Source organism: Paenibacillus crassostreae (assembly GCF_001857945.1).
In the GTDB taxonomy this organism is placed as follows: Bacteria; Bacillota; Bacilli; order Paenibacillales; family Paenibacillaceae; genus Paenibacillus_AQ; species Paenibacillus_AQ crassostreae.
In genome coordinates, this window is sequence record NZ_CP017770.1 from 4,175,336 (window position 1) to 4,199,938 (window position 24,603).

General features: G+C 38.5%; 24 protein-coding genes. 21 read left to right on the forward strand and 3 right to left on the reverse strand.

From position 1 onward, the window contains the following. Positions 1-48 precede the first annotated feature (48 nt). Positions 49-2,514 carry a CoA-disulfide reductase gene (locus LPB68_RS19310; RefSeq protein WP_068655946.1) on the reverse strand — a complete coding sequence of 822 codons (2,466 nt, stop codon included), beginning with the start codon at positions 2,512-2,514 and terminating at the stop codon, positions 49-51. Next, positions 2,507-2,803 carry an ArsR/SmtB family transcription factor gene (locus LPB68_RS19315; protein ID WP_068655944.1) on the reverse strand — a complete coding sequence of 99 codons (297 nt, stop codon included), beginning with the start codon at positions 2,801-2,803 and terminating at the stop codon, positions 2,507-2,509. Before LPB68_RS19315 ends, LPB68_RS19310 begins: the two co-directional genes overlap by 8 nt. 195 nt (positions 2,804-2,998) lie before the next feature. Here LPB68_RS19315 and fur point away from each other — a divergent pair, with 195 nt between their 5' ends. The 5 genes from fur to LPB68_RS19340 all read left to right on the forward strand — a co-directional run bounded on the left by fur (position 2,999) and on the right by LPB68_RS19340 (position 5,915). Beyond that, positions 2,999-3,472 (forward strand): ferric iron uptake transcriptional regulator, encoded by a 474-nt coding sequence (gene fur / locus LPB68_RS19320; protein ID WP_418303809.1) that lies wholly within the window; start codon positions 2,999-3,001, stop codon positions 3,470-3,472. A 216-nt stretch (positions 3,473-3,688) separates the two neighbouring features. Further along, entirely contained in the window at positions 3,689-4,570 is an 882-nt protein-coding gene (locus LPB68_RS19325) for an EamA family transporter (RefSeq protein WP_068655942.1), read from the forward strand. Positions 4,571-4,664: 94 nt separating this feature from the next. After that, positions 4,665-5,144 (forward strand): DinB family protein, encoded by a 480-nt coding sequence (locus tag LPB68_RS19330; protein ID WP_068655940.1) that lies wholly within the window; start codon positions 4,665-4,667, stop codon positions 5,142-5,144. Between the two features lie 26 nt (positions 5,145-5,170). Continuing rightward, positions 5,171-5,374, forward strand: a complete 204-nt coding sequence (locus LPB68_RS19335) for a DUF4177 domain-containing protein (protein WP_068655938.1) — start codon at positions 5,171-5,173, stop codon at positions 5,372-5,374. A 25-nt stretch (positions 5,375-5,399) separates the two neighbouring features. Beyond that, positions 5,400-5,915 (forward strand): NUDIX domain-containing protein, encoded by a 516-nt coding sequence (locus LPB68_RS19340; RefSeq protein ID WP_068655936.1) that lies wholly within the window; start codon positions 5,400-5,402, stop codon positions 5,913-5,915. A 107-nt stretch (positions 5,916-6,022) separates the two neighbouring features. Here the strand turns inward: LPB68_RS19340 and LPB68_RS19345 are convergent, their stop codons facing one another. Then, a complete protein-coding gene (locus tag LPB68_RS19345; RefSeq protein ID WP_068655934.1) occupies positions 6,023-6,400 on the reverse strand; it encodes a hypothetical protein in 378 nt (125 codons plus the stop codon). Between the two features lie 154 nt (positions 6,401-6,554). Here LPB68_RS19345 and LPB68_RS19350 point away from each other — a divergent pair, with 154 nt between their 5' ends. The 16 genes from LPB68_RS19350 (at position 6,555) to LPB68_RS19425 (ending at position 24,573) form a co-directional block, all read left to right on the forward strand. After that, complete coding sequence (locus tag LPB68_RS19350; protein ID WP_068655931.1) at positions 6,555-7,217, forward strand: HAD hydrolase-like protein; 663 nt, start codon at positions 6,555-6,557, stop codon at positions 7,215-7,217. Continuing rightward, on the forward strand, positions 7,218-8,774 hold the full coding sequence (locus LPB68_RS19355; protein WP_068655929.1) for a YcdB/YcdC domain-containing protein: 1,557 nt from the start codon (positions 7,218-7,220) through the stop codon (positions 8,772-8,774). 20 nt (positions 8,775-8,794) lie between these two features. Next, positions 8,795-9,574 (forward strand): alpha/beta fold hydrolase, encoded by a 780-nt coding sequence (locus LPB68_RS19360; protein WP_068655927.1) that lies wholly within the window; start codon positions 8,795-8,797, stop codon positions 9,572-9,574. Positions 9,575-9,925: 351 nt separating this feature from the next. After that, a complete protein-coding gene (locus tag LPB68_RS19365; protein ID WP_068655925.1) occupies positions 9,926-10,873 on the forward strand; it encodes a metal ABC transporter solute-binding protein, Zn/Mn family in 948 nt (315 codons plus the stop codon). Between the two features lie 2 nt (positions 10,874-10,875). After that, positions 10,876-11,610: a metal ABC transporter ATP-binding protein gene (locus tag LPB68_RS19370; protein WP_068655923.1), complete on the forward strand. Its 735-nt coding sequence runs from the start codon at positions 10,876-10,878 to the stop codon at positions 11,608-11,610. Further along, complete coding sequence (locus LPB68_RS19375) at positions 11,607-12,518, forward strand: metal ABC transporter permease (protein ID WP_068655921.1); 912 nt, start codon at positions 11,607-11,609, stop codon at positions 12,516-12,518. Before LPB68_RS19370 ends, LPB68_RS19375 begins: the two co-directional genes overlap by 4 nt. A 1-nt stretch (position 12,519) precedes the next feature. Beyond that, positions 12,520-13,383: a metal ABC transporter permease gene (locus LPB68_RS19380; RefSeq protein ID WP_068655919.1), complete on the forward strand. Its 864-nt coding sequence runs from the start codon at positions 12,520-12,522 to the stop codon at positions 13,381-13,383. A gap of 177 nt (positions 13,384-13,560) precedes the next feature. Next, positions 13,561-14,073 (forward strand): hypothetical protein, encoded by a 513-nt coding sequence (locus LPB68_RS19385; protein ID WP_068655917.1) that lies wholly within the window; start codon positions 13,561-13,563, stop codon positions 14,071-14,073. Positions 14,074-14,339: 266 nt separating this feature from the next. Beyond that, the gene (locus LPB68_RS19390) at positions 14,340-16,778 is read left to right on the forward strand and encodes a glycogen/starch/alpha-glucan phosphorylase (RefSeq protein ID WP_068655915.1); all 2,439 of its coding nucleotides are present in this window, start codon (positions 14,340-14,342) and stop codon (positions 16,776-16,778) included. 111 nt (positions 16,779-16,889) lie between these two features. Then, positions 16,890-18,419 (forward strand): MDR family MFS transporter, encoded by a 1,530-nt coding sequence (locus LPB68_RS19395; protein ID WP_068655913.1) that lies wholly within the window; start codon positions 16,890-16,892, stop codon positions 18,417-18,419. Between the two features lies 1 nt (position 18,420). Then, positions 18,421-19,206 (forward strand): CPBP family intramembrane glutamic endopeptidase, encoded by a 786-nt coding sequence (locus LPB68_RS19400; RefSeq protein WP_237087899.1) that lies wholly within the window; start codon positions 18,421-18,423, stop codon positions 19,204-19,206. A 147-nt stretch (positions 19,207-19,353) separates the two neighbouring features. Further along, positions 19,354-20,775, forward strand: coding sequence for an ABC transporter substrate-binding protein (locus LPB68_RS19405; RefSeq protein ID WP_068655910.1), 1,422 nt, complete (start codon positions 19,354-19,356; stop codon positions 20,773-20,775). 111 nt (positions 20,776-20,886) lie between these two features. Then, on the forward strand, positions 20,887-21,975 hold the full coding sequence (locus LPB68_RS19410) for a carbohydrate ABC transporter permease (RefSeq protein ID WP_068655908.1): 1,089 nt from the start codon (positions 20,887-20,889) through the stop codon (positions 21,973-21,975). Next, on the forward strand, positions 21,972-23,066 hold the full coding sequence (locus LPB68_RS19415) for a carbohydrate ABC transporter permease (protein WP_068655906.1): 1,095 nt from the start codon (positions 21,972-21,974) through the stop codon (positions 23,064-23,066). Before LPB68_RS19410 ends, LPB68_RS19415 begins: the two co-directional genes overlap by 4 nt. A 120-nt stretch (positions 23,067-23,186) precedes the next feature. Beyond that, positions 23,187-23,615 carry a hypothetical protein gene (locus tag LPB68_RS19420; protein ID WP_068655904.1) on the forward strand — a complete coding sequence of 143 codons (429 nt, stop codon included), beginning with the start codon at positions 23,187-23,189 and terminating at the stop codon, positions 23,613-23,615. A gap of 76 nt (positions 23,616-23,691) precedes the next feature. Beyond that, a complete protein-coding gene (locus LPB68_RS19425; protein ID WP_068655902.1) occupies positions 23,692-24,573 on the forward strand; it encodes a GNAT family N-acetyltransferase in 882 nt (293 codons plus the stop codon). The last annotated feature ends 30 nt before the right edge of the window (positions 24,574-24,603 follow it).

The following is a 24,603-nucleotide window of genomic DNA, read 5'->3' on the forward strand; positions in this document are numbered from 1 at the left end:
ATAATCTGATAGTGCTGTTTTTTGAATAACATATGCTGTAGCAGAAACTTAGATAAATAAATTAATACCGGATTGATCAGCTTTTCCTAAGTAGTAGCCAACACCACCGATTTGAACGTTATCAATTAATTCTTCGCGTGTTATTCCCATAATGTCCATGGACATCTGGCAGGCAACAATCTCTACCCCTTGATCAAGGGCAGATTGGATTAGTTCTTCTAGTGATGAGACATTATTTTTTTTCATAACCCCTCGAATCATCTTCGAACCCATTCCCATCATATTCATTTTGGACATAGACAATTTACTGCTACCTCGAGGCATCATAATACCAAACATTCGTCCAATGAAGTTTTTATCGACTTGCACTTTATCAAGCTTACGAATGATGTTTAAGCCCCAGAAAGTGAAGAACATCGTTACTTTTTTACCACTTGCTGCTGCACCGTTAGCAATAATAAAGGAAGCTATCGCTTTATCAAGATCGCCACTAAATACGATCATCGAAGTACCATCAGATGTAGTCGGGGCAGCTTGTCCAGTTGTTGTCAACACTTTATCCTGTTTCTTTAAATAAGATTCAATCACCCCATTAGTAGTTCTGTTCACTTGAAGAACTTGATTTCCGGACATCTGTGCCCATGCTTTCACATCTTCAAAAAAGCCGGGATCAGAGGCAGTTACATGAAGAACTTCACCGTGATTGAGCTGGTCCATTTTTAATTTTAGCTGAATTAATGGTCCAGGGCAGGAAAGTCCACAAGCATCGAGATGATGATCAGCGTGAATTATTGTATCGTTAGTGGTAGCAATTTCCTCGAGTGCTTTTGTAAGGCTATGATCAGTCGATACATGTACTTTTGGTGTAGGTTTGTAGTTAGCCATTTGATATGTCTTGTAACCACCAGTGAGATTACGTACCTTGAATCCTTTTTGCGTCAAAATTCGTGAAGCCGTGTACCCTCTTAACCCTACCTGACAGTAAACCCATAATTCCTTATTAGGATCAAGTAGATGTAAAGAATTGCGTAGATCATCAACTGACATCAAATGTGAACCAGGGATATGTCCATTATTGTGTTCAATTTGGGAACGAACATCGATTAGAACGGTATTCTCTAGATCACGGGTCTCTAAATCTTGTGGTACAAAAACGGAAGTTCTATTCCGTAAAAGATTCTCTGCTGTGTAGCCTGCCATGTTGACAGGATCTTTAGCAGAGGAATAAGGTGGAGCATAAGCAAGTTCAAGCTCAGTTAGATCTGTAACTGTTCCATGGAAATGGATGACTGTGGCGATATCGTCAATTCTTTTATCTACCCCATCAAATCCAACAGCCTGTGCTCCTAATACGGTGCCTTTGTCGTTAAATAAGAGCTTCATCGAAATAGGAGTGGCTCCAGGGTAGTAAGAGGCATGTGAGCTTGGATGAACATATATGACATGATAAGGTATATTCAAACGCTGCAATGTTTTTTCGTTATTCCCAGTGGTAGCTCCGGTTAAGCCAAATACTTTAATGATAGAAGTCCCTTGTGTTCCTTTGTAGATGGAGTCTAATCCAGATACATTATCTGCGGCGATTCTTCCTTGTTTGTTGGCAGGACCGGCTAATGGAATAGCTGTCTTGGTGCCATTCACATAATCATGAACTTCAATAGCATCCCCAACGGCATAAATATTGTTAAGATTGGTTTCTAATCTATCATTGACAATAATATGGCCACGGGGTCCAAACTCTAACCCACTATTCTTTAAAAAGTTAGTATCAGGTGTTACGCCAATAGCTAATATCACCATATCACTGGATAGAATATGACCATTAGTTAAGTGTACCTCAATCTGATCTTCTGTTTCGGTGAATGATTGAACACTGTTGGAGAGCTCTAAATTTACTCCATGCTCTTCAAGTTCCTTCATTAACATGTTGGACATCTCAGCATCAAAAGGTGCAAGGATATGGGACCCAGCTTCTATTAAAGTGACATCAAGTCCAATTTCTTTTAAATTCTCGGCCATTTCTACACCGATAAATCCTCCGCCGATGACAATTGCCGAATTTGCTTTTTGCTCGGTAACCTTTTGTTTAACTCGATCAGTATCAGGAATATTGCGAACTTTATATATTTTTGAACTCTCAATGCCAGGTAAGTTGGGTTGTATCGGCTTAGCACCAGGTGACAGAATAAGTTGATCATAACTTTCTTCATAAATGCCACGTTCCTGGCTTCGTACGGTAACCTTATTCTCATCTGGATGAATGGAAATCACTTCACTATTTATGCGAATGTCAATATTGAAACGTTGATGCATTGCTTCAGGAGTTTGTACTAATAATTTCGAACGATCTTTGATTGAATCCCCGATATAGTATGGGAGTCCACAATTGGCGAAGGAAATGTAGGAATCTCTTTCAAACATAACGATATGTGCATCTTCATCTAAGCGACGTAATCTTGCAGCAGCAGAAGCACCACCGGCAACACCACCTATAATAAGAACTTTCTTACTCATGATTTAAATCTCCTCCAATAAAAGTGTCTATTATTATCTTAATTCTAGGATCAACTACGCTGTAATTCACTTCAAGTCCGTTACGATCAGTTTGCACGATGCCCACAGAACGTAACTTCTGTAAATGTTGAGATACTGTCGATTGAGGCAGATCAAGGCATTCTTGCATGTAAGTCACATTGCAGATTCCTTTCTCTAAAAGCCCCTTTACGATACAAAGTCGAACGGGATGTGCTAATGCTTTCAATATCTCTGCAGTTTCGTTATATGCTTTGAAATTGTTATCCAATGTGTTGTTCACCTCTTCATTAATTCGTTATAACGTAATATTACGATACATTGATTTATAATTCAAGTATGATTGATATTTAAATCAATTACAACTTGAAATATAGTCAGTTTTAGGTTATTATTAATTAATAATAATTATAAACAAGCGATTAATTAGCATTTTCATAAAAATTCAAGGAGGTGTCATTGATCTATGATTAAAGAACGGATTGATGAGATCAGAAAACAATTGACTGCCAAAGGATTTAAACTTACAGCACAACGGGAAGCCACTGTAAAAGTACTGTTAGAGAATGAAGATAATCATTTAACGACAGAAGAAATATATATGATAGTTAAGAAAGACATTCCTGAGATTGGTATTGCAACAGTGTATCGAACATTGGAGTTGTTGAAAGATCTTCATGTAGTTGAGAAGGTTAATTTCGGTGATGGTATCGCTCGCTTTGACTTACGCCGTCAGAATCAAGCACATTTCCACCATCATTTGATTTGTACGGAATGTGGAGCAGTTCAGGAAATATTGGAAGATTGGTTATTACCGTTAGAAGTTCGGGTTGAACGTGAATTTGGCTTTACCGTTTCTGACCATCGTCTTGATTTCCAAGGAGTATGTCATTCATGCAAAACCAATCAAGTCAATGCGACCTGTAAAGCTGTTTCCTAAAAAGGGGAATATTATCAAAGGAAATTACGAGCCCAGAGATGATTCTGTGGCTTTTTTGTTTATATACATACATCCTGAACATATGTATATTTTGCATGATCTACATTACTGAAATAGGTTATTATGTATTAAAGGGATTATTCATGAATGGACGATCTAAGATGGTGTAAGAAGTTTATTATAAAATGACATCTAGTTAAAGGAGCTTAATCTATCATGTGGTTGTTACTCGCTGCTCTTTCTGCCCTTTGTTTTGGGTTAAGGGGGATTTTTTATCATTGGTCATCACAGCAAGGAATGGATCGTAATTTAATGTTATTCGGTGTCTTTTTCACGGGGGCGGTTGCAAGTGTGTCAGCTAGCTTTATCTTTGGTCAAGAGTGGAATACGAGTGCACTAACAGGTCTACTAATGGGGACATTCTCATGTATTGCTAACGCATGTATGTTTCAAGGATTTACTGTAGGTAAGTCTTCCATTATTGCGATTCTAACAGGACTACCACCGGTCGTAGTTGTGGTTCTGGCATACATATTATGGGGAGAAACATTAACCTTAGGACAGCTATTGGCTTTTGCCCTCATCGTTGTTGGTATATTAACAGTACGTTATTCTAATGATCTGCGGATCGGAAATCTACAAGGTGCCCAATGGGGACTATTAGCTATGCTATTCTTCGGTATGAATGATATGGCTGGGAAATATTCTACCAAATTAGAAGCGGATCTATTCCCAACGCTTTCCTACATGTTTGTAATTGGTTCATTATTTTTTGCGGTATGGTGGTTTATTCAGAAGAATCAACGTAATCAGAAAGAACCGAGCACTGATGTCAAACTAGTTCAAAAAAGTCGTTGGACTGAGAAACGCACTTTCTTCTGGGGGATGTTGATCGGGCTGACGAATTTCTTCGGAATGATATTTATTATTAATGCATTTGATCATGGAGTAACTAGTCTAGTCTCAGCCGTAGTGGCGATTAATGTACTCCTCATCCTTTTATATACTCGGGTATTTGTGAAAGTAAAATTTAGTAGATTAGAAGTAACGGGTATGGCTGTGTCATTAATCGGTATATTAACACTTCGATTGTTATAATGAATAATAAATAGAGGAAATGGACAGAAATCTAACGAATAATAAAATGTAAAGCTATAGTAAAAGGATTGACTAAAAGGAGTGATTCCTGATAATGACTAGTAAGATTACATTGTTAGAACAATTCAGTGAGTGGTTAAATTATGTGAAGAAGCTTGAAACATATGATGAAAATGTATGGAAAAAAGAAATAGCAAAGGATAAATGGTCATTACGTGAATTGGTAAGTCATATAATGTTATGGGATAAGTACTTTTTCGAAGATGCGATTGAGAAAATTTATAAGAATGAGTTGTTAACACTTCAACATTTGGATTTCGACGAATTTAACGAGTCAGCGAAGGAATATGGTAAGCAAACAAGCATCCAGACAATCGTTGAACAAAGCATCCATTATAGGGAACAGATTATTAATCATATTGTCATGATACCCGAAGAAATGATTTCTGAATGTTATGTGGATGAGGATGGAAAAATATTTGATATTTTACAATATTTACGTGATTTCATAGATCATGATCAACATCATATGAGTCAAATGGATAACTTTATCAGTGATAACTTGGTTAATTAATAATATTCTGTAAAGGAGTAGAATTTGTGGATCAATGGGAATATAAAACGATAAAGTATAAAACCGTAGGATTTCTGGGTGGTAAAGTAGATGAGGAACAATTCGAAGAGGATTTGAATCAATACGGTTTTGATGGGTGGGAGCTAGTATCGTGTTTTGATACGAGCAATACTCAAGGACAATCAAATGATGTTATTATCGTATTTAAGAGAAAGGCACTATTGAGTTAAAGACTATAATCGGAGGCGAGAGTTGATGAGATTAATTCGAGAGATAGATGACACTCAAATAACGGGTGAAGAAATGAATCTGATGGATATTACTTTTAATGTAAGAAAATCATCAAGAGCAATTGTTTCTAATTCATCTGAGCAGGTAGCCATCATCTACGTATCAAAGGATAAATACCATAAACTCCCTGGGGGTGGAATTGAGGAAGGCGAAAATTATATGAGCGCCCTACATCGAGAATTAATGGAAGAAGCAGGTGTTGAAGTTAATGTACTTGGAGATATAGGGATGATCATGGAATATAGGAAAGATCATCGTCTTTTTCAAATATCGAATTGTTATAATACTGAAATGATCGGTGAATTAGTAGAACCTAGCTTAACAAAAGACGAGAGAAGTAAAGGTTTTGTGTTGAAATGGGTAAGTTTGGATGAGGCTATTGTTCTATTAGAGAATGATCATCCTAGAAATTATGCGGGTAAGTTTATTAAAGAAAGAGATCTTACATTTTTGAAAGAAGCAGTTAAAACCAATGTTTAGAAGCAATAGAATCATTACAGGCACCAAAAGGCCACTGCTCTGTCAAATTGACGTTGCAGTAGCCTTTTTTTAAATGTTGGAAGGCAATACGGATACCATTATCCGTATTAGATTAAACGGTAACCACTTGGTAATTGTCCTGTATTTCGTATGTTTCGAATCTGGGCTAAAGTTAATCTTTGATTCGTAGATATGAGTGATTCTACATCACGTCCCGCGAGATAGTCATCTAAATCTGCAATGTTTTGATTCCCACGCAGGATGCGGAAGTTACCGCGAAATCGCGTTCCAGTAAATAAAACTAAGGTTGCATTCGAACTAGTAGAGAAGAATCTGAGGCTTTCAATTCCATCTAGAATATTCTCGAGATTACGAATACCTAGATTCCCAGTGTAAATTCTCCTTGCGCCGCGATAATTCTCTTCAGAATACACTGTCAGACGTGGGTAAAGCTGAGATATACTTACTTGTTTGGTTTGATCCATCAAGTTCAACCCCCTTTCACAAATAATATATGTTGAAAGAAAGGTAATGATTGGATATTAGATGATAAATTAATAGTTTAAGTTAAAATTTAGAATATAATAGATGTTAATATGTGAAAGATAAAGTCTATATATAGATGAAAGGGTGTTAACCATGCAATTTCAAAATGTATTATTCGATTTAGATGGTACGCTTACGGATCCGAAGATGGGTATTACTCAAGGTGTTCAATATGCTTTGTCCAGATTTGATATTGTTGAGAATAATTTAGACACTCTTGAGCCTTTTATTGGTCCACCTTTATCATTTTCATTTGCTGAGTTTTACGGTTTCTCCGAATTAGATTGTATGAAGGCCATTGGGTATTACAGAGAATATTACGGTGATCAGGGTATGTTTGAGAATGTAGTCTATCCAGGAATACCGGAATTACTTCAGATGTTGGTTAATCAGCAACGAACATTATTTGTAGCAACATCGAAACCAACAGAATACGCGGAGAAGATCATACAACACTTCGGTTTGGACCGCTATTTTCAACAGGTCTATGGCAGTAATCTGGATGATACAGGGTCTGATAAGAGTGAAATTATTTCAAATGTCATTCATAAAAGTAGCTTGGAAAAGACGAATGTAATGATGATTGGTGACCGCAAATACGACATTATAGGTGCGAATAATAATGGTGTTGTTTCGATCGCTGTTGAATATGGGTATGGCAGTCGTGAGGAATTACTGGATTGTAAGCCAACCTATATAGTTGAAACCGTTGAGAAACTTAAGGGTCTTTTTAGCGAGGAAGGTAAGGGGAAATAGGTGGACATTATTGATCATGAATATCTACGCAAAACAGCGGAATCCATTGTTGATATACCTAACCATTATCAAATGATGGTAGAAGACAATACACCTAAAGGTATAGAAAAAGAACGATCATTCATTTGGGAAGATCCAGAAGATGACGATAATAGTATTGAGATTTCACTAGATTTGGAAACGGCCCAATTGATTCGTCTTAGAATTGAGAAATCAACAAAGTTAGATTCAGTTATGGAGAATGGTTATGCTTATACCTTGGAAGAAGCCAAGGAGAAAGCTGATGGTTTTCTGAACCAATATGCTCCAGATCATGCATCATATACATGGGTTCATTTCGGGAAAAGAGGAGATGATCGTGTTATCACCTATAGAGAGGAAGTCGGGCGATTACCGCTTCCTAATACGGGCGGAACCCTCTGGCTAGACTCTTATTGTAATGTGATTTACTATCGATTAGAGGAATCGAGTTGTAATATTGCGGAAAAGCCAGAATGGTCTTTGTCTATCGTCTCAGCTGAGTCCGTTAAGAAAAGGATATTAGACGACTTACATATGCAGCTGGTATTCGTTCTAATCTATCCATCTATATACGAAGTGGAATTTAGCGAACCAGAGTATAGGCTTGTGTATGAACCTATTCTTGGACATCGATTCATTGATGCAATTTCAGGTGAAGATCTTTATGGAGAAGAACATTATGTAATGCCTTCAAGTCATCCAATATTTCCAGCCACTCATGTGAATAATGACACTGTTGAAGGTGACATGTTGGACAACGTGGAGTTGGAGCGATTATTCGATATCGATACAATGGTATATACGCTTAAGATACAGAAGGATGACGGTGAGAGAATCAGATTCATGTATAAGTTAAATAGTGAAGATGATAAAGACCTTGAAAAGTTGGATCGTAATGACTTATCAATTGATTCATATATCCAGCACAAATGGGGAGACAAACATTGGATTTTTAGCAAATCCTTCTTGATCGATGTTGAAAAATCAACCAATCGTCTTTCTGGATACCATCGTACGGATAAGAACGAGCATAGTTATCCATTGTTAAGTCGGGCACAGTGTTGGGAGAGAGCAAAGAGGTTTCTCATGAAGTTCTTTCCAGATTACCATTCATATCTTCAACTTGAGGTGGATCAAATTGATCTGGAGGAAGAACCACGTCTTCGTGAGTTTTTCTATCTACCACTCTACATCAAGGGCATCGCTGTTCATCTTGAAAGAGTTACTATCTCGATTAGTACATATACAGGAGAAATTATGACCTACAAGGGAATCTCGTATGAAATGATCCAAGATCTAAGTCAGTTTAGTCTGCCAGGTAACATCATAACACCTGAAGAAGCATTTGAACGATACGCTGATCATGTGAGCGTTATTCTGGAATGGGCCGATGATTGTGAAAAGGATCCAGCGGGATATCGGCTGCTCTATAAGTCTAAATCGGCAAAAGCTGACGTCCCAGATCAAAGTATAGGATTACGTTACATTGATGCTGTAAATGGTCAACTTATTTGGGATAAAATAATAGGAAAATGATGAAAGATGAGGTGTGATATTTGGTTTTACATTATCAGGAGTATGGGGATAAGAATGCTTCATTAGTTGTATTTTTACACGGTGGTGGAGTGAGTAGTTGGATGTGGGACAAACAAATTCAATACTTTTCTCAATTTCATTGTGTTGCAATAGACTTGCCAGAACAAGGTGAAAGTAAACATTCCGAGAATTTTTCAATTAGCTTTAGTGCAGAAAAGATAATTGAGTTCATAGAAAAAATAGCAAATGGCAAAAAAACAAGCGTTATCGGATTTTCATTAGGAGCTCAAGTAACTGTTCAAATGTTAAGTATGAAACCAGATTTGATACATTATGCAATCATAAATAGTGCGTTAGTTAGACCAAATCCATTGGCTAAAAAATGGATTAGACCCGCTATCCAATTAGCATTTCCATTAATTAAGAATAGAACATTTTCTAAGCTTCAAGCAAAAATGCTATACGTAGATAAAGAAAATTTTGAAACTTATTATAAGGAAAGCTCTCTAATGAAAGCAGATACCCTCATTAGAATATTAGAAGAAAATATGTCATTTGAAATACCCAAAGATTTTAATAAAGCAAAGGGTAAGATATTAGTTACTGTTGGTGAAAGAGAAAAAGCAATAATGAAAAAATCAGCAAATGATATTGTTATTAATAATTCAAATTGTATTGGAATTATTATACCTAATGTTGGTCATGGGATATCTATGTCGAATCCTAACTTTTTTAATCAAATAGTAGAAACGTGGATACTGGATGCTGCTTTGCCACAGGGAGTGAAAACGATAAAATAAACAGGTTTTTAGTGCTAATGGTGCCACAGAAGACGTTCGGTATATATTCATACCGAACGTTTTTTATTGTGTAGAAAGAATATTGTCCTTATGAAATATAGTTCACCATATAAAAAATATTTTAATTATAAATCAATTAATCCTTGATAAACAAAGAATATATACATAATATAGCGAATTATTTCAAAGTGAAAATTACATTAATTCAAAAAAAATATTGACAAAATGACCATTTGGAATTATTTTTGTATATAACAATAATTTTTGCCTTAAGGAAACAATTATAGCTAAGGTGAAATTAAATCGGTATAAATTCATGATCTACTTAGATTTGGATAGGGGGAGGTTAACATGCAAAGAAAAATGAGGAAAATAAAATTAGGATTGATTATGGGGTTAGGATTATCAGTCCTATTAGCGGCATGTAGTACTGTAGGTGGGAACACCGTAGATGGAGATAAGATTAAAATCATAACCACCATAGGTCAGATTGCTGAACCTATATCGATCATAGGTGGAGATCGTGTGGATGTGGAGAGTTTGATGGGGGCTGGAGTGGACCCGCATCTATATAACGCCACCCAAGGAGATATTCAAAAGCTTGCGAGTGGTGATGTGATCTTCTACAGCGGACATCATCTCGAGGGGAAAATGGGTGAGATTTTTGAACAAATCAATAAAACTAAACCGGTTCTGGGCATCACGGAAGGTATACCAGAGGGGCAGCTACTTAAAGATGCAGCAGGGGCGATTGATCCCCATGTATGGTTCGATATTGATCTTTGGAAACAAGGGCTAGAAGCTGCAACAGAACAATTAAAGAAAGTATCTCCAGAAGATGCAACTTATTTTGAATACAATAAGACAGCATATTTTGAACAATTAGATGCACTAAAAGCGGAGACTCAAGATAAAATATCACAAATACCTATTGAACAACGGATGCTCGTCACTGCTCATGATGCGTTTGGATATTTTGGGCGGATGGTTGACATGAAGGTTATAGGTCTGCAGGGATTAAGTACGGAAGATGAAATAGGGATATCTGACATCCAATCGACGATTGACCTATTAGTGGAGAATGGAATTCCAGCTGTGTTCGTAGAAAGTAGTATTAATAAAAGTTCTATAAACGCTGTTATGGAGGGTGCTTCAAGTGCTGGGCATCGTGTCAAATTAGGAGGAGAGTTGTTCTCAGATGCTATGGGAGCGGAAGGTACAACAGAAGGAACTTATATTGGGATGTATAGACATAATGTCGAAGTTATCTATCATGCTTTAACAGGGAAAGGTGATTGACCATGGACGTATTACGTGTAAATGATCTAACGGCTTCATATCGGAAGAATAAAGTACTGAATGATGTATCCTTCAATGTAGAACCAGGCTCGTTAACGAGTATTGTTGGTCCTAATGGTGCAGGGAAATCTACGCTCTTGAAAGTGATGTTGGAATTGCATCCTAAGCTCTCTGGAGATGTGTCTTTCTTCGGTTCGACATTTAATAAGATGAAGACCAGAGTGGGGTATGTTCCACAGCGCGGCTCTGTCGATTGGGATTTTCCAACGGATGCATTGGATGTTGTGTTAATGGGACTGTATGGACGGGTCGGATGGCTGAAATGGCCGAAGCGAGAACATCGGGATAAAGCAATGGAGTCACTTGAGAAAATGGGCATGGCTGATTATGCTCATCGTCAAATTAGCCAATTGTCTGGTGGACAGCAACAACGTGTATTTTTGGCTCGTGCCTTAGTGCAAGATGCTGATCTATACTTCATGGATGAACCTTTAGCAGGAGTGGATGCAGCTACAGAACAGGCAATTATGACGATTCTTAATGAGCTGAAAATGATGGGGAAAACGGTCATGGTTGTTCATCACGACTTACAAACGGTAGAGGATTATTTCGATCATGTTCTGTTATTAAACCGTACTGTTGTTGCTTATGGTACAACAGGTGATGTATTTACAAAGGATAATGTCTATCAGACTTATGGAGGAACACTCCGTTGGATGATGGAGGCTGTCACATGAATATCATATTATCCCATAATGCAATATGGGTTATTGTCAGCACGTTAATACTAGGTATGGCTTCGGGTATGATAGGTTGTCTCGCCTATTGGAAACGTCAAAGTCTGATGAGTGATGCTTTATCTCATGCTGCTCTGCCTGGTGTTGTTATTGGGTTTGCCTTAATAGGTGTGAAGAGCTTACCAATGATGATGGCGGGTGCGGCGATCAGCGCAGTTATCGCAGCTTTCCTGATTCAGTGGATTACTTCTGCTACACGAATTAAAGAAGATACAGCGATGGGTATTATTCTTTCTGTATTTTTTGGACTAGGGATTATGCTCCTAACGATGGTGAATCGGATGCCAGGGGGGAATCAGAGTGGCTTAGATAGTTTTATATTCGGTCAGGCGGCCTCTATGGTTCGTAAAGATATGTTCACCATGTTATTCCTTGCAATACTTGTGATATTCGTCCTATTTATTGGATTTAAAGAGTGGAATTTATTCTTATTTGATCCAGACTTCGCGAGAGGGATAGGACTCTCAGGGCGGCTTATGAATGGCATTTATTTAACAGTTCTTGTACTCGTTATAATTACTGGAATACAGGTTGTGGGTGTGATTCTGATGTCTGCACTACTCATTATTCCAGCGGTTAGCGCTAGGTATTGGACACATTCTTTCAAATGGATGCTTATCTTGTCAGCCTTATTTGGAGGTGGAGCTGGAATGATTGGAACGATTATTAGTACGTTAGGAAAAGGTTGGCCTACAGGCCCATTTATTATCGTTACTTCTTCAGCTTTATTCATTATCTCTCTTGTGTTTGGGGCTCAGAAGGGGTTATTGATTCAAGCGTTACAACTTCGAGCACAGCGAAAAGCACATGTTTCTTCACAATCTAGTCTTGCGCAAGGAGGTGAGTGACATGGCCTATACAGCATGGATTATACTTACTGCTTCACTTGTTGGATTATCTTGTGGATTAATTGGTGTCTTTCTTATTCTTCGTAGAATGGCGATGATGGCTGATGCGATTAGTCACTCTGTCTTGATTGGAATCGTTAGTGCATATTTGATCACCCGTGAACTGAGTGGCTGGCATATGATGGTTGGAGGAATGGTTGCAGGTCTTCTAACTGCGGTGTTAGTTCAATGGTTTAATTCACGAGGAGTACAGCAGGAAGCCTCTATAGGTGTTGTATTTACTACGTTGTTTGCGATAGGTGTTATCATGATTGCTACCCAGGTGGGGAATGCTCATCTCGATGTGAAACATGCGTTAATGGGTGAGATAACATTCGTTCCATGGGATGTAGTTCAGTTGCCTTGGTTCGGATCCATTCCCGAGGCTACACTGATTCTGATCATTGTGTTGATCCTTGTTCTTGTTGCGATCTTTACCTTTTATAAGGAGTGGAAAATCACTTCCTTTGATCCTATGCTAGCAGCAAGTATCGGTATTCCTGTGGTATTGATGCATTATCTGTTTATGTCACTGGTATCCATAACTACTGTCGCAGCCTTTGATGCTGTGGGAGCTATTATGGTTGTAGCGATGCTTATAACTCCAGCAGCTGCAGCCTATCTATGGACAGATCGATTGTCATTGATGTTGGTACTAAGTGGGACATTCGGTGTTCTATCTGCTATTAGTGGATATTACATCGCGGTACTACTGGATACTTCCATCTCGGGTTCGATGGCCTTTGCAACAGGTATCGTGTTTATGATTAGTTTCTTGTGCTCCCCTAAACATGGCGTTCTTGCACAACATTATCGCACTACTTAAGACAACAAAAATAAAATATTGTTGTAACTATATTGCAACGTTTTTCCATTATAGAACGTCTATAGTAATACAAGAGCCATTAATTGATGTTATTGTGGTTGAGAATATTTGGAAAAGGGTAATAGTATAGCATAGAAGTGGTTTTGCATAATGATTATGTCAAAAAGGAGAGTATCCATGAGGAAAAAATCTGCTTTAATTATGATAATGATGATGCTAATTTGTTTACCTGTTATCACATCTGCAAGTGCGGTTGAGTATGTAGAAACACCAGTGAGTAAAGAGACAGTTACAGCTTATATCTCAAATCTTGAACAGCAAGCTGGGCATCTAGTTATTGATGCAGATGAAATTCAATGGTACGAAGGTGATGCTGCTAAGGTGGTTTTCCTTGAACGGGAACAAGATACCGGTGATTTAGAAGGCCCTCCTGACGGATATTATATTACAAATGATAGTGTAGAAGAAGTTGCATATGATGTGTCAGAACAAGTAGAGGTATTATTACAAATTTATGATCGTGATGGTACTTATGAAGGGATGGATATCGTCTGGAATGAGTCTGTCACGCTAGATGAATTTAAAACCATATTCGAGAATAGCGATCTTATCGATTTAAGTCAATTCCCGTATCATTTGTCGATACAAGACGGTGTTGTTGTTCAAATTATTCAACAATTTGTCCCTTGAAATTAATTATTCAATTCATATAAAAGGACTGATTCCGATGGAATTCATGGATTCAGTCCTTTTTTTGATGTTTTATGATAGCGCTTACATAAAAAGTTGTACTTTTTTCATTGTAAGTGAGGTACATATGTAGTGAATGCAGAGAATCGATAAAGGAGATGTAGTTGTATTTCTCACACAAGTGTTCATCCAAACGTATATATATAATATTGATTATGAGAAAGCGATAGCATCCGACAGATCAACCCCTCAGGAGGAATGCGAATATGTTTACTAACAAGGATTCGTTTAAGCAACTCTTTCAGGAGAATCTCATAAGTAAATTGGGTAAGCCAATGAAGGAAGCTCAGAACGAAGATATATATAAAATTCTTAGTAATATGATCCGTGAGTATGTCGGAAAAAATTGGGCACAGACGAATGAAAGATATAAAGAAAATCAAGAGAAACAAGTATACTACTTTTCGATGGAATTTCTTATTGGTCGACTTCTAGGGAATAATCTTCTCAATCTCGATGTGCTTGAACTTGTTCGTGAAGGGCTTCAAGAATTAGGTTGGGACCTTGAGGATATTGAGGAGGAAGAGGTCGATGCAGGTCTTGGAAATGGAGGCTTAGGCCGTCTTGCGGCATGTTTCTTAGATTCATTAGCTTCACTTCAATATCCGGGGCATGGTTGTGGAATACGTTATAAATATGGTTTGTTTGAACAGAAAATAATTGATGGCAATCAGGTGGAATTACCTGATTTCTGGCTTCAAAAAGGGAATGAGTGGGAAGTACGTCGTGATGATAAAAAGGTTGAGGTACGTTTTTGGGGGAACGTTGAAGTGATTAAGAAAGACGGAGAATTCATATTTGAGACCCGAAATTATGAATCGGTTACAGCAGTTCCGTATGATGTCCCAGTGATTGGCTACGGTGGAGAGCATATTAATACACTGAGGTTATGGAGTGCAGAATCAACCATGGATCTCACGAAACTATCTAGAACTCATAATTATTACAATTCACTTAATTACAAACGTTCAGTCGAATCGATATCCGAATTCCTCTATCCTGACGATACCCTATACGAAGGGAAATTACTTCGCCTTAAACAACAATATTTCTTATGCTCAGCAGGTCTACAAAGTATTCTGCGTACATTCGGGAAACTGGGTCTAACGATGGACCAACTTCCTACAAAAGTGGCCATTCATATTAATGATACTCATCCTACTCTGGTTATCCCGGAATTAATGAGAATACTCATTGATGAGAAAGAGATGACTTGGGAACAGGCTTGGGAGGTAACAACAAGAACGGTGTCCTATACGAATCACACGACTTTAAGTGAAGCACTTGAGAAGTGGTCTGTATCCATGGTGAGACAACTGTTACCACGCATTTACATGATTATTGAAGAGATCAACACAAGGTTCTGTGGCATACTGATGAGTGAGTATCCAGAACAACCAGAGATCATACCACAGATGTCGATTATTGATGGTCAACAATTGAAGATGGCGAACTTAGCTATTGTAGGAAGTTACAGTGTGAATGGCGTGGCTGCACTTCATACGGAGATCCTGATCAAGCGGGAAATGAAGTTATTCTATGACCTGTACCCCAACCGATTCAATAATAAAACGAATGGGATTACACATCGTCGGTGGTTATTACATGCTAATCCAGCGCTTGCTAAGCTTATTAGTGACGCTATTGGTACACGCTGGATCGATCATCCACAAGAGATGCTTGGAATAATGAAATACAGTGAAGATAGTGGGTTTCAAGATCGAACAAGAGCAATTAAACAACATAATAAAATGAAAATTGCGTCTTATGTACTTGAGAAACAAGGAATCATCATTGACCCATATTCTATCTTTGATGTTCATGTGAAAAGACTACATGGTTACAAACGGCAGTTGATGAACATTTTACACATTATGCATTTATATAACGAAATGAAAGCAAACCCATCGCTAGATAGGATTCCACGTACTTTTATATTCGGAGCCAAAGCAGCACCAAGCTATTCGTTAGCCAAACGAGTAATTAAACTTATTCATGTCGTAGCTGATCAAGTCAATCGAGACAAAGATGTAAACGAGAAGTTGAAAGTCGTTTTCTTAGAGAACTATTCCGTATCTCTAGCCGAGAAGATTATCCCCTCTGCGGATGTCAGCGAACAGATCTCTACTGCAAGTAAAGAAGCTTCAGGTACTGGGAATATGAAATTTATGATGAATGGTGCATTAACTTTAGGTACGTTGGACGGAGCAAATGTAGAAATGCATAACATGATAGGTGAAGATAACATGTTTCTCTTCGGCTTACAATCTGATGAAATACTACATTATTATCAGTATGGTGGATATGTGGCTGAGGATGTATATCGTAACGATCCCCGAGTTCGTGAAGTATTGGAACAGTTAGTGAAACCGAGTGACTTCTGTCATCATGGACATGTATTTGATGACCTATTTCATTCTATTATGAGCACTAATGATGAATATTTTGTGCTTAAGGATTTCGCTTCTTATGCTGATGCACATCTGCGGGTTGATCTATCTTATCGTAATACAAAGGAATGGCAGCAGAAATCAATCATGAATATTGCTCATTCTGGTAAATTCTCAAGTGATTGTACGATTACTAAATATGCAACTGAAATATGGCGGTTGCAAAGGAAACAAGCAGAATTACATGCGAAATAATACTGGAACGAATGACCACCACGCCAAGTGAGGGTCATTCGTTTTCTTGACAGAAATGTTTACAAAAATTAGAATTATTAAGATTATCACTTGACTATGTACATAAGGGGAATGAAGCGCGTGGAAACATCAAAAAGTAATATAAAGCTGGTTGTAGCGGGTTTGCTGTTAGCCATATTTATGTCAGCAATCGATAATACCATCGTTGCAACGGCTATGGGGACAATTGTATCTGATCTTGGTGGATTTGATAAATTCGTCTGGGTAACCTCTGCCTATATGATTACTACGATGGCGGGAATGCCTATCTTCGGTAAGTTATCGGATATGTATGGACGCAAGCGGTTCTTTATATTCGGACTAACGGTCTTTCTCTTAGGATCAATATTATGTGGGTTCTCCCAAAGTATTGAGCAATTAAGTGTTTTTCGTGCCATTCAAGGGATTGGTGGCGGGGCGCTAATGCCCATTGCTTTTACGATCATTTTTGACATCTTTCCTCCGGAGAATCGTGGGAAGATGACGGGACTTCTTGGCGCAGTATTTGGAGCAGCAAGTGTCGTTGGTCCTTTACTTGGTGCGTATATTACTGATTATGTAGGTTGGGAATGGATTTTCTACATTAACGTTCCGATCGGTATCGTGTCATTTCTACTGATTGTTCGGTCTTATCATGAATCGAAGCAGCTGGTTAAACAGAAAATTGACTGGTGGGGCGCATCGACATTAGTCATTGCAGTTATCAGTTTGATGTTTGCTCTAGAATTAGGAGGAAAAGAATACGCTTGGAATTCGTCACTCATCATTTTATTGTTTGCTGTATTTGCAGTTTGCTTTATCGCGTTCTTCTTCATTGAACTTAAAGCAAAAGAGCCCATTCTACCTTTCTGGCTATTTAAGCGAAGATTATTTGCTGCCTCTCAGATTCTAGCTTTTCTATATGGGGGAACATTTATAGTTCTAACCGTATATATCCCAATTTTTGTACAAGCTGTCTATGGGGGATCTGCTACGAATGCTGGATTAGTTCTTACACCTATGATGTTAGGATCCGTAGTAGGAAGTTCAATTGGTGGTATCTTCTCAACCAAAACGAGTTATCGAAATTTAATGATTATTTCAGTAATTTCGTATTTCGCGGGTATGTTTATGTTAAGCACACTTACACCAGATATCGCACGCGCATTTTTAACGATGTTCATGATCATAGTTGGGTTCGGTATGGGATTCTCATTCTCCTTACTGCCCATTTCAACAGTGCACAATCTTGAGCCTAGATTTAGGGGAACAGCTAACTCAACGAATCAATTTTTGCGCTCGCTTGGAATGACTCTGGGAATAACGATATTTGGTACGATTCAAGGTAATATTTTTACAAGTAAGCTTACTGACAATTTGAAAGGGTTGGAGGGGGTTACGGCCAATCTTGCGAACATTCCAGATCCTCAAGAGATCTTTAATGCTGATGTGCGTACAACAATTCCAGCTGAAGTGCTTGATGTAATCGTTAATGCAATGTCTACATCCATATCTCATATATTCCTCTTTGCATTGGTTCCAATCGGTATAGCAGCAATTGTCGTTATCTTCATGGGTAAAGCACGCATCACATTAAATAAATCTTCTACGGAAAATGAATAAGATGTTTATTCTCGCATTGGTCATTTTTGTCGGAACGGTAATTGGAGTTCAGCTTACTACGATCTATTTGAGTCTAGGAATGTTGATCATTCTAAGTGCAATTTATATGCTTAGACCTATACCCCGTGGAATTCGTGAAGTTGCCTTATGGAGTGCCCTGTATGTATTGGGGTATTGGTTATCTTTCAGTATGAATGATGTAATATTTAATATACTTAAACTCGCAGATTTACCTAGAGAATTGATTATTGCATGTTCTCGGTTGAGTTTGTTTGGATTTATCATCCCTTTTCTTCTATATGCGAAGTTGAACAAGACAACAACCAATTATATAGCAAAGGGAAGCTTTACAGAAAATATATATTTTCCTTTGATATGGGTTGGACTGAAAGATCCTATTTGGAGATTTATACTGATTGCATCATGTACAGTCATTCTTTCATTTAGTTTTGTCATTGATTTCAATCAACAAGACCTATATAGACTCTTATGGTTCGGAATATGGTTTGCATTGATTAACTCCGTGTTGGAAGAAATATTGTGGCGAGGACTTATACTTAATAGATTCGTCGATTTGTTAGGTGAGAAGTGTGGATTGGTTGCAGTTAGTATAGGTTTCGGGATGTATCATTATTCGATTGGATTTCCTTGGGTCGTATGTGCTTTGTTCTCCGTATTGGGGATGATGTTAGGTGGGATAGCAATCCGCTCCAAAGGACTACTCCCTGTAATTATTCTACATTTCATTATGAATATATTATTTGTATTAAGTGGATTAATTTTTTAATTATTTGCTAGATCATAACTCAAAAAAAAGATATTCCATATAATGGAATATCTTTTTTTTGTCTATTAAGAATTGAAATGAAGACAAGGTGCATATGATCATAAAGGAAGCGCAACTAATTTGATATAAGGGGGATGAATGAGCTCTATGAGAACACGTTATAAAAAAAGAATGATGCCGCTTGTCATATGTTTACTTTTGTTCGCGATGATGATCAGCGCATGCAGTGGAAATACGAATAATGCAGCTACAACACCTGCACAAGAACCTGCGAAGGTGGAAACGGAACCGGCAGTTGCGGAACCAACACCAGCTGAGCCAGTGACGAGTGAAGGGACTTTCCTTGAGCAGGCATTAGCAGGCGAATTCAAAGGTACTACAGTGTCGATGTTCGGCCCATTTGTTGACGAGGATGAGCAGAAGTTTACGGCAAGTATTAAAGATTTCGAAGATAAAACTGGGATTGATATTCAATATGAAGGATCTAAAGAATTTGAAGCTACGATCTCTATTCGTGTAGATGGAGGCAATGCACCAGATATAGCAGACTTTCCACAACCAGGACTATTAGCTAATTTTGCTAAGCAAGGGAAAGTAATTGATGTGTCATCATTTATTGATAAAGATTATTTAGCGAAAAATTATAATCAGAGCTGGCTTGATATGGCCAATATGGATGGGGCTAATGGTGAGATTATGGCGGGTATCTGGGCTCGATCTAGTGTAAAAAGCTTAGTGTGGTACCCCAAGAAACAGTTTGATGAGGCTGGATATACAGTACCACAGACATGGGATGAAATGTTGGCTTTGACGAAACAAATAGCAGAAGATGGAGATCCTGCATGGTCCATTGGTATCGGAAGTGGAGCAGCTACAGGGTGGCCTGCTACCGATTGGATCGAAGATATCATGCTTCGGACAACATCGCCTGAGAATTATGATAAATGGATAACAGGAGAACTTTCGTTTACTTCACCTGAAGTAAAAAATGCTTTTGAAGTAATGTCAGATATTTGGTTCAACGAAGATTATGTTCTAGGTGGAGTGAAGTCGATAGTGACTACAGCATCTAGTGATGCATTAGATCCACTAGCACAGAATCCTGCGCAAGCATGGCTGCATCGTCAAGCGAGTTTCATTACAAGTAATTTACCAAATACGATAACAATGGGTGAAGATATCGATTTCTTCTATCTTCCACCGATTGATGCTCAATACGGTAAGCCACTATTAGTTGCAGGGGATATCTACTCGATGTTTAATGATCGACCTGAGGTTCGTGCGGTGATGGAATTTTTTACGACAGGTGAATCAATCAAGACCTGGATTCAATCTGGTGGTGTAATTGCTCCAATGAATGATGCGGATCTTAGTTGGTATTCTAACGATGTAGATCGTCGTATGGCAGAACTGGTTCAGTCAGCTGACACACTACGTTTTGATGGTTCTGATCTTATGATTGGAGCCGTGGGTGCAGGTACATTCTGGAAGGGTGCAACGGATTATGTAAGCGGTACAGTAGATTTGGATGGGGCGCTGAAGGAAATACAAGAAGGGTTCCCTAAGTAAGATAGTAGTAAAAGGGTATAAGACGGGGGAGGAGGAGGAAACTCCTTACTCCTTCGTTTTGTCTATCATTTAATTCTCGAACAATAGAATAGGATGAACAGGAGGGACAAGATGGGAACGTTGAGATCACGCCACAAATGGTTATGGCTAACTTTTTTAACAATAGTTGTGCCTGTAATGAACTTACTTATTCATTGGCGTATTTTTACATTTCTACGTGACGGAAATCTAACTCCGGTGTTGTATGCGGTTCTAGCCGTTATCTGGGGAGTAGTAGGAGTATACACCATTTACTTATCTCTAAATTGGGTTATTGAGCAATACCCTGTGAAATGGAGGCAACGCATTCAGCCTTTGATTTTTATAGCACCTGCACTAATTCTGCTTGGATGGTTACTATTATATCCTACGGTTAGAACATTAATATTTAGTTTTATGGATGCTAATTCTGTTGATTTTGTGGGTCTGAGTAACTATGTAGCTATATTCACCAATCGCTTGTTATTAGCTGCTCTTCGTAACAATCTACTATGGGTCGTATTGGGAACTTTCTCATGTGTTTCTTTGGGATTGATCATCGCTGTTCTAGCGGATCGTAGTAGTTTTGAAAAATTGGCCAAGTCCATCATCTTCATGCCAATGGCGATATCTATGGTGGCATCTGGTGTGATCTGGAAGTTCGTGTATTACTATAAACCAGGTGATGAACAGATTGGTCTATTGAATGCCATTGTTGTGGCATTTGGTGGTGAAGCACAAGCTTGGGCATCATTCGCACAACCATGGAATAATCTATTCCTTATCGTTATTCTTATCTGGATGGAGACGGGGTTCGCTATGGTACTTCTATCTGCCGGGATCAAAGGTATACCAGAAGAATCACTTGAGGCTGCACGAATGGATGGAGCTAACGAGATTATGATATTTTTCAAAATTATGATTCCATACCTATCAACGACCATTCTATCCGTAACGACAACCATTATTGTGTTCACACTGAAAATATTCGATATCGTCATGGTGATGACAGGTGGCCAATATGATACGGATGTAGTAGCAACACAGTTCTATAGACAGTTCTTCATGTATCGTAACAACGGCTATGGCTCAACCCTCGCCATCGTCCTACTCATTGCGATTATTCCTGTTCTCATCTTTAATCTTCGTCAGATTCGCAAACAAGGAGGGGGATTCTCATGAGTCGGCGCCGTACGAAAAAAGGCTCTAAGTGGCTAGTGAATAGTATCCTTGGCTTTATTTGTTTGATCTGGATTATTCCAACTGCTGGATTATTCGTATCATCTTTCAGACCTGCAGCAGATATCCTGGATACAGGATGGTGGACCGTATTTCCACATAAGGGTTGGGAAACTGAGGAACTGATGTCACTTCCCGAGGATACGGATTTGAAGAAACCGATTGAAGTCATGGGTCAGAGTTATACAGATGAACAATTAAAGCAAGGTGTGGCGACAGCAGATGGTCAGAAGTTGGAATGGCAAAACCGGAGAGGCCGAATTGTAGATATTCAAGAGAAACAATGGAAGACTAATGCCATATTCACACTGGATAACTATAAGAATGTTCTCGGCGGTAAGAATTACGAGATTACGCAATCTGATGGAAGTGTAAAGATCGAGAAAGGTAGTAATCTTACTAGAGCTTTTGTGAACACGTTGACGGTTGCGATACCCTCTACGATCATCCCGATCTTAATTGCTGCTTTTGCGGCCTATGCTTTTGCATGGATGAAATTTCCAGGGCGGAAGACGATCTTTGTTATTGTTGTTGCGCTACTGGTAGTTCCATTACAGGTGGCTCTTATCCCGGTACTTCAGAATTTCACAGCGTTGGGTCTTAACGGGACCTATTTAGGAATTTGGATTGCTCATACGGCATTTGGATTACCGCTAAGTACGTATTTTTTGTACAGTTATATTAGTCAGCTACCAAGAGATCTATTCGAATCTGCCTTCATGGATGGTGCATCTAATTTCACCATATTCACGAAGTTAATCTTACCTTTATCTGTACCTTCAATTGCATCCATCGGAATCTTTCAGTTTCTTTGGGTATGGAATGACTATTTGGTATCGCTCGTATTTATTGGCAGCCAACCTAATGTACAAGTATTATCTATGCGTGTTGCTGAAATGGTCGGCTCTTACGGGAATGACTGGCATCTCCTTACAGCAGCCTCATTCATATCCATGATTATGCCTTTAATAGTATTCTTCGCACTTCAAAAGTATTTCGTACGTGGACTGATGGGTGGTTCTGTGAAGGGATAAAACAAAGAACCCCTCCAATTGCGTGGGGTTCTATTTGCGTTATATGTTAAAATGAGAGAATAAGAATGTTGATGGATTGAAATTGAATCAAATATAGGTAAAGAAAAAGGGGAAAATGTTGTGATATATGTTGCATTAATTGTCTGTATTATACTACTGGTCACAGCTGGAGTGATCGCATGGAAAAATTCACGGATTATCGCAGAGAAACATGAACATAATGGACCGAACCTATCTTCCATGCATTATACAGTTCATATAACAGATCATTGGGTGGAACAAGATTCATTAACACTTCAAGCGCTGTTTCATACTTCTTATATCGTTGGAGAAGATCAAATTCAAGCCTATCTCTGTAGAGTATTGGGCCATCTTGGTGAATTGAAGCTCTACGAAGCTGAGAATGTGATGCTTCATCATATTCAACATGCCAAGCTTAAAGGAAGTTTATTAGCGAGTGAAACGATGTGCGATTATGAATTAAGCGAGGATGAGAAGAAAACGCTAAGCCGCTTAGAAGAAATGGTGAAAAATCAACAAAATGAGTAATATTTTAAAACTTCCTTTTCTTTTCTCCTAATTGTGGTATGGTAGGGAAAATGGATTGATGAAGGGAGATTGAATCATGCATATTCAAAGTTATCATGAACCATCTGAGTTCTTAATGCGTGCAGAACCACTGTTGCAGCAGAATGAAGTGCTTAATAATCTTCCGCTTGGTATCGCTTACCGATTAGTCCAATCCATCAAGCATACCGTAAAGGATGCATACCATGAAGGTCCATTTCCATTTATGGCCATAGCTAGTGAGGGGGATGTGGATGTTCTTGTGCTACTGAAGACAAGTGCCCATCTTATTATCTATGTGAGTGACATGGTACAAGATCTTGAAGTTCGATCTAATGCTTTCACCGAGGCCATACGTCATATCCAGCAACAAGAAGAGATTCAAATACCCAGTATTATTGGATTACGAGAGACAACTCACCTTTTCGCTGAGAAGTGGAAGGAAATAACGGGAAAATCATATGAAATTCAGATGAATCAACGGATATATGCTTGTGAGAAAGTTGCGGAAGTGAAGCTGAGTTCTGGTATATTCAGAGCAGCTGAGCCAAGGGATATTCCTACACTTGGACAGTGGATTTATGATTTCTCCGCAGAAGCAATGGATGGAGTTTCTATGAAACAAGCGATTGACATGGCTAGATTCGGCACTGATCAATCAGCTATCTATATATGGGATGATGGTGAACCAGTCTCGATGGCCCAACAGACTAGACCTACACTCCATGGAGCTGTAGTTAATTTAGTATATACACCACCTCAACATCGTAGTAAAGGGTATGCTCAATCATGCGTCTCAACCCTGACACGTAATATGTTGCGTGGACCTTATGAGTTTGCAAGCCTGTACACGGATATGAGCAATCCGATTTCTAATCATATTTATGTAAAAGTTGGATATGAACCTAGAGCAGATTCTGTTGTGATTGCATTTAAATAATACCGATATAGGTGTTGATAGAACCATCTA

Bases quoted from the DNA above. Each gene is read 5' to 3' on its own strand.
- fur (WP_418303809.1), top strand. From the start codon at position 2,999: ATGATTAAAGAACGGATTGATGAGATCAGAAAACAATTGACTGCCAAA.
- LPB68_RS19340 (WP_068655936.1), top strand. From the start codon at position 5,400: ATGAGATTAATTCGAGAGATAGATGACACTCAAATAACGGGTGAAGAA.
- LPB68_RS19395 (WP_068655913.1), top strand. From the start codon at position 16,890: ATGAAGCGCGTGGAAACATCAAAAAGTAATATAAAGCTGGTTGTAGCG.
- LPB68_RS19345 (WP_068655934.1), bottom strand. From the start codon at position 6,400: ATGGATCAAACCAAACAAGTAAGTATATCTCAGCTTTACCCACGTCTG.
- LPB68_RS19380 (WP_068655919.1), top strand. From the start codon at position 12,520: ATGGCCTATACAGCATGGATTATACTTACTGCTTCACTTGTTGGATTA.
- LPB68_RS19410 (WP_068655908.1), top strand. From the start codon at position 20,887: ATGGGAACGTTGAGATCACGCCACAAATGGTTATGGCTAACTTTTTTA.
- LPB68_RS19425 (WP_068655902.1), top strand. From the start codon at position 23,692: ATGCATATTCAAAGTTATCATGAACCATCTGAGTTCTTAATGCGTGCA.
- LPB68_RS19415 (WP_068655906.1), top strand. From the start codon at position 21,972: ATGAGTCGGCGCCGTACGAAAAAAGGCTCTAAGTGGCTAGTGAATAGT.
- LPB68_RS19385 (WP_068655917.1), top strand. From the start codon at position 13,561: ATGAGGAAAAAATCTGCTTTAATTATGATAATGATGATGCTAATTTGT.
- LPB68_RS19330 (WP_068655940.1), top strand. From the start codon at position 4,665: ATGACTAGTAAGATTACATTGTTAGAACAATTCAGTGAGTGGTTAAAT.
- LPB68_RS19370 (WP_068655923.1), top strand. From the start codon at position 10,876: ATGGACGTATTACGTGTAAATGATCTAACGGCTTCATATCGGAAGAAT.
- LPB68_RS19390 (WP_068655915.1), top strand. From the start codon at position 14,340: ATGTTTACTAACAAGGATTCGTTTAAGCAACTCTTTCAGGAGAATCTC.
- LPB68_RS19365 (WP_068655925.1), top strand. From the start codon at position 9,926: ATGCAAAGAAAAATGAGGAAAATAAAATTAGGATTGATTATGGGGTTA.
- LPB68_RS19375 (WP_068655921.1), top strand. From the start codon at position 11,607: ATGAATATCATATTATCCCATAATGCAATATGGGTTATTGTCAGCACG.
- LPB68_RS19310 (WP_068655946.1), bottom strand. From the start codon at position 2,514: ATGAGTAAGAAAGTTCTTATTATAGGTGGTGTTGCCGGTGGTGCTTCT.
- LPB68_RS19405 (WP_068655910.1), top strand. From the start codon at position 19,354: ATGAGAACACGTTATAAAAAAAGAATGATGCCGCTTGTCATATGTTTA.
- LPB68_RS19325 (WP_068655942.1), top strand. From the start codon at position 3,689: ATGTGGTTGTTACTCGCTGCTCTTTCTGCCCTTTGTTTTGGGTTAAGG.
- LPB68_RS19350 (WP_068655931.1), top strand. From the start codon at position 6,555: ATGCAATTTCAAAATGTATTATTCGATTTAGATGGTACGCTTACGGAT.
- LPB68_RS19400 (WP_237087899.1), top strand. From the start codon at position 18,421: ATGTTTATTCTCGCATTGGTCATTTTTGTCGGAACGGTAATTGGAGTT.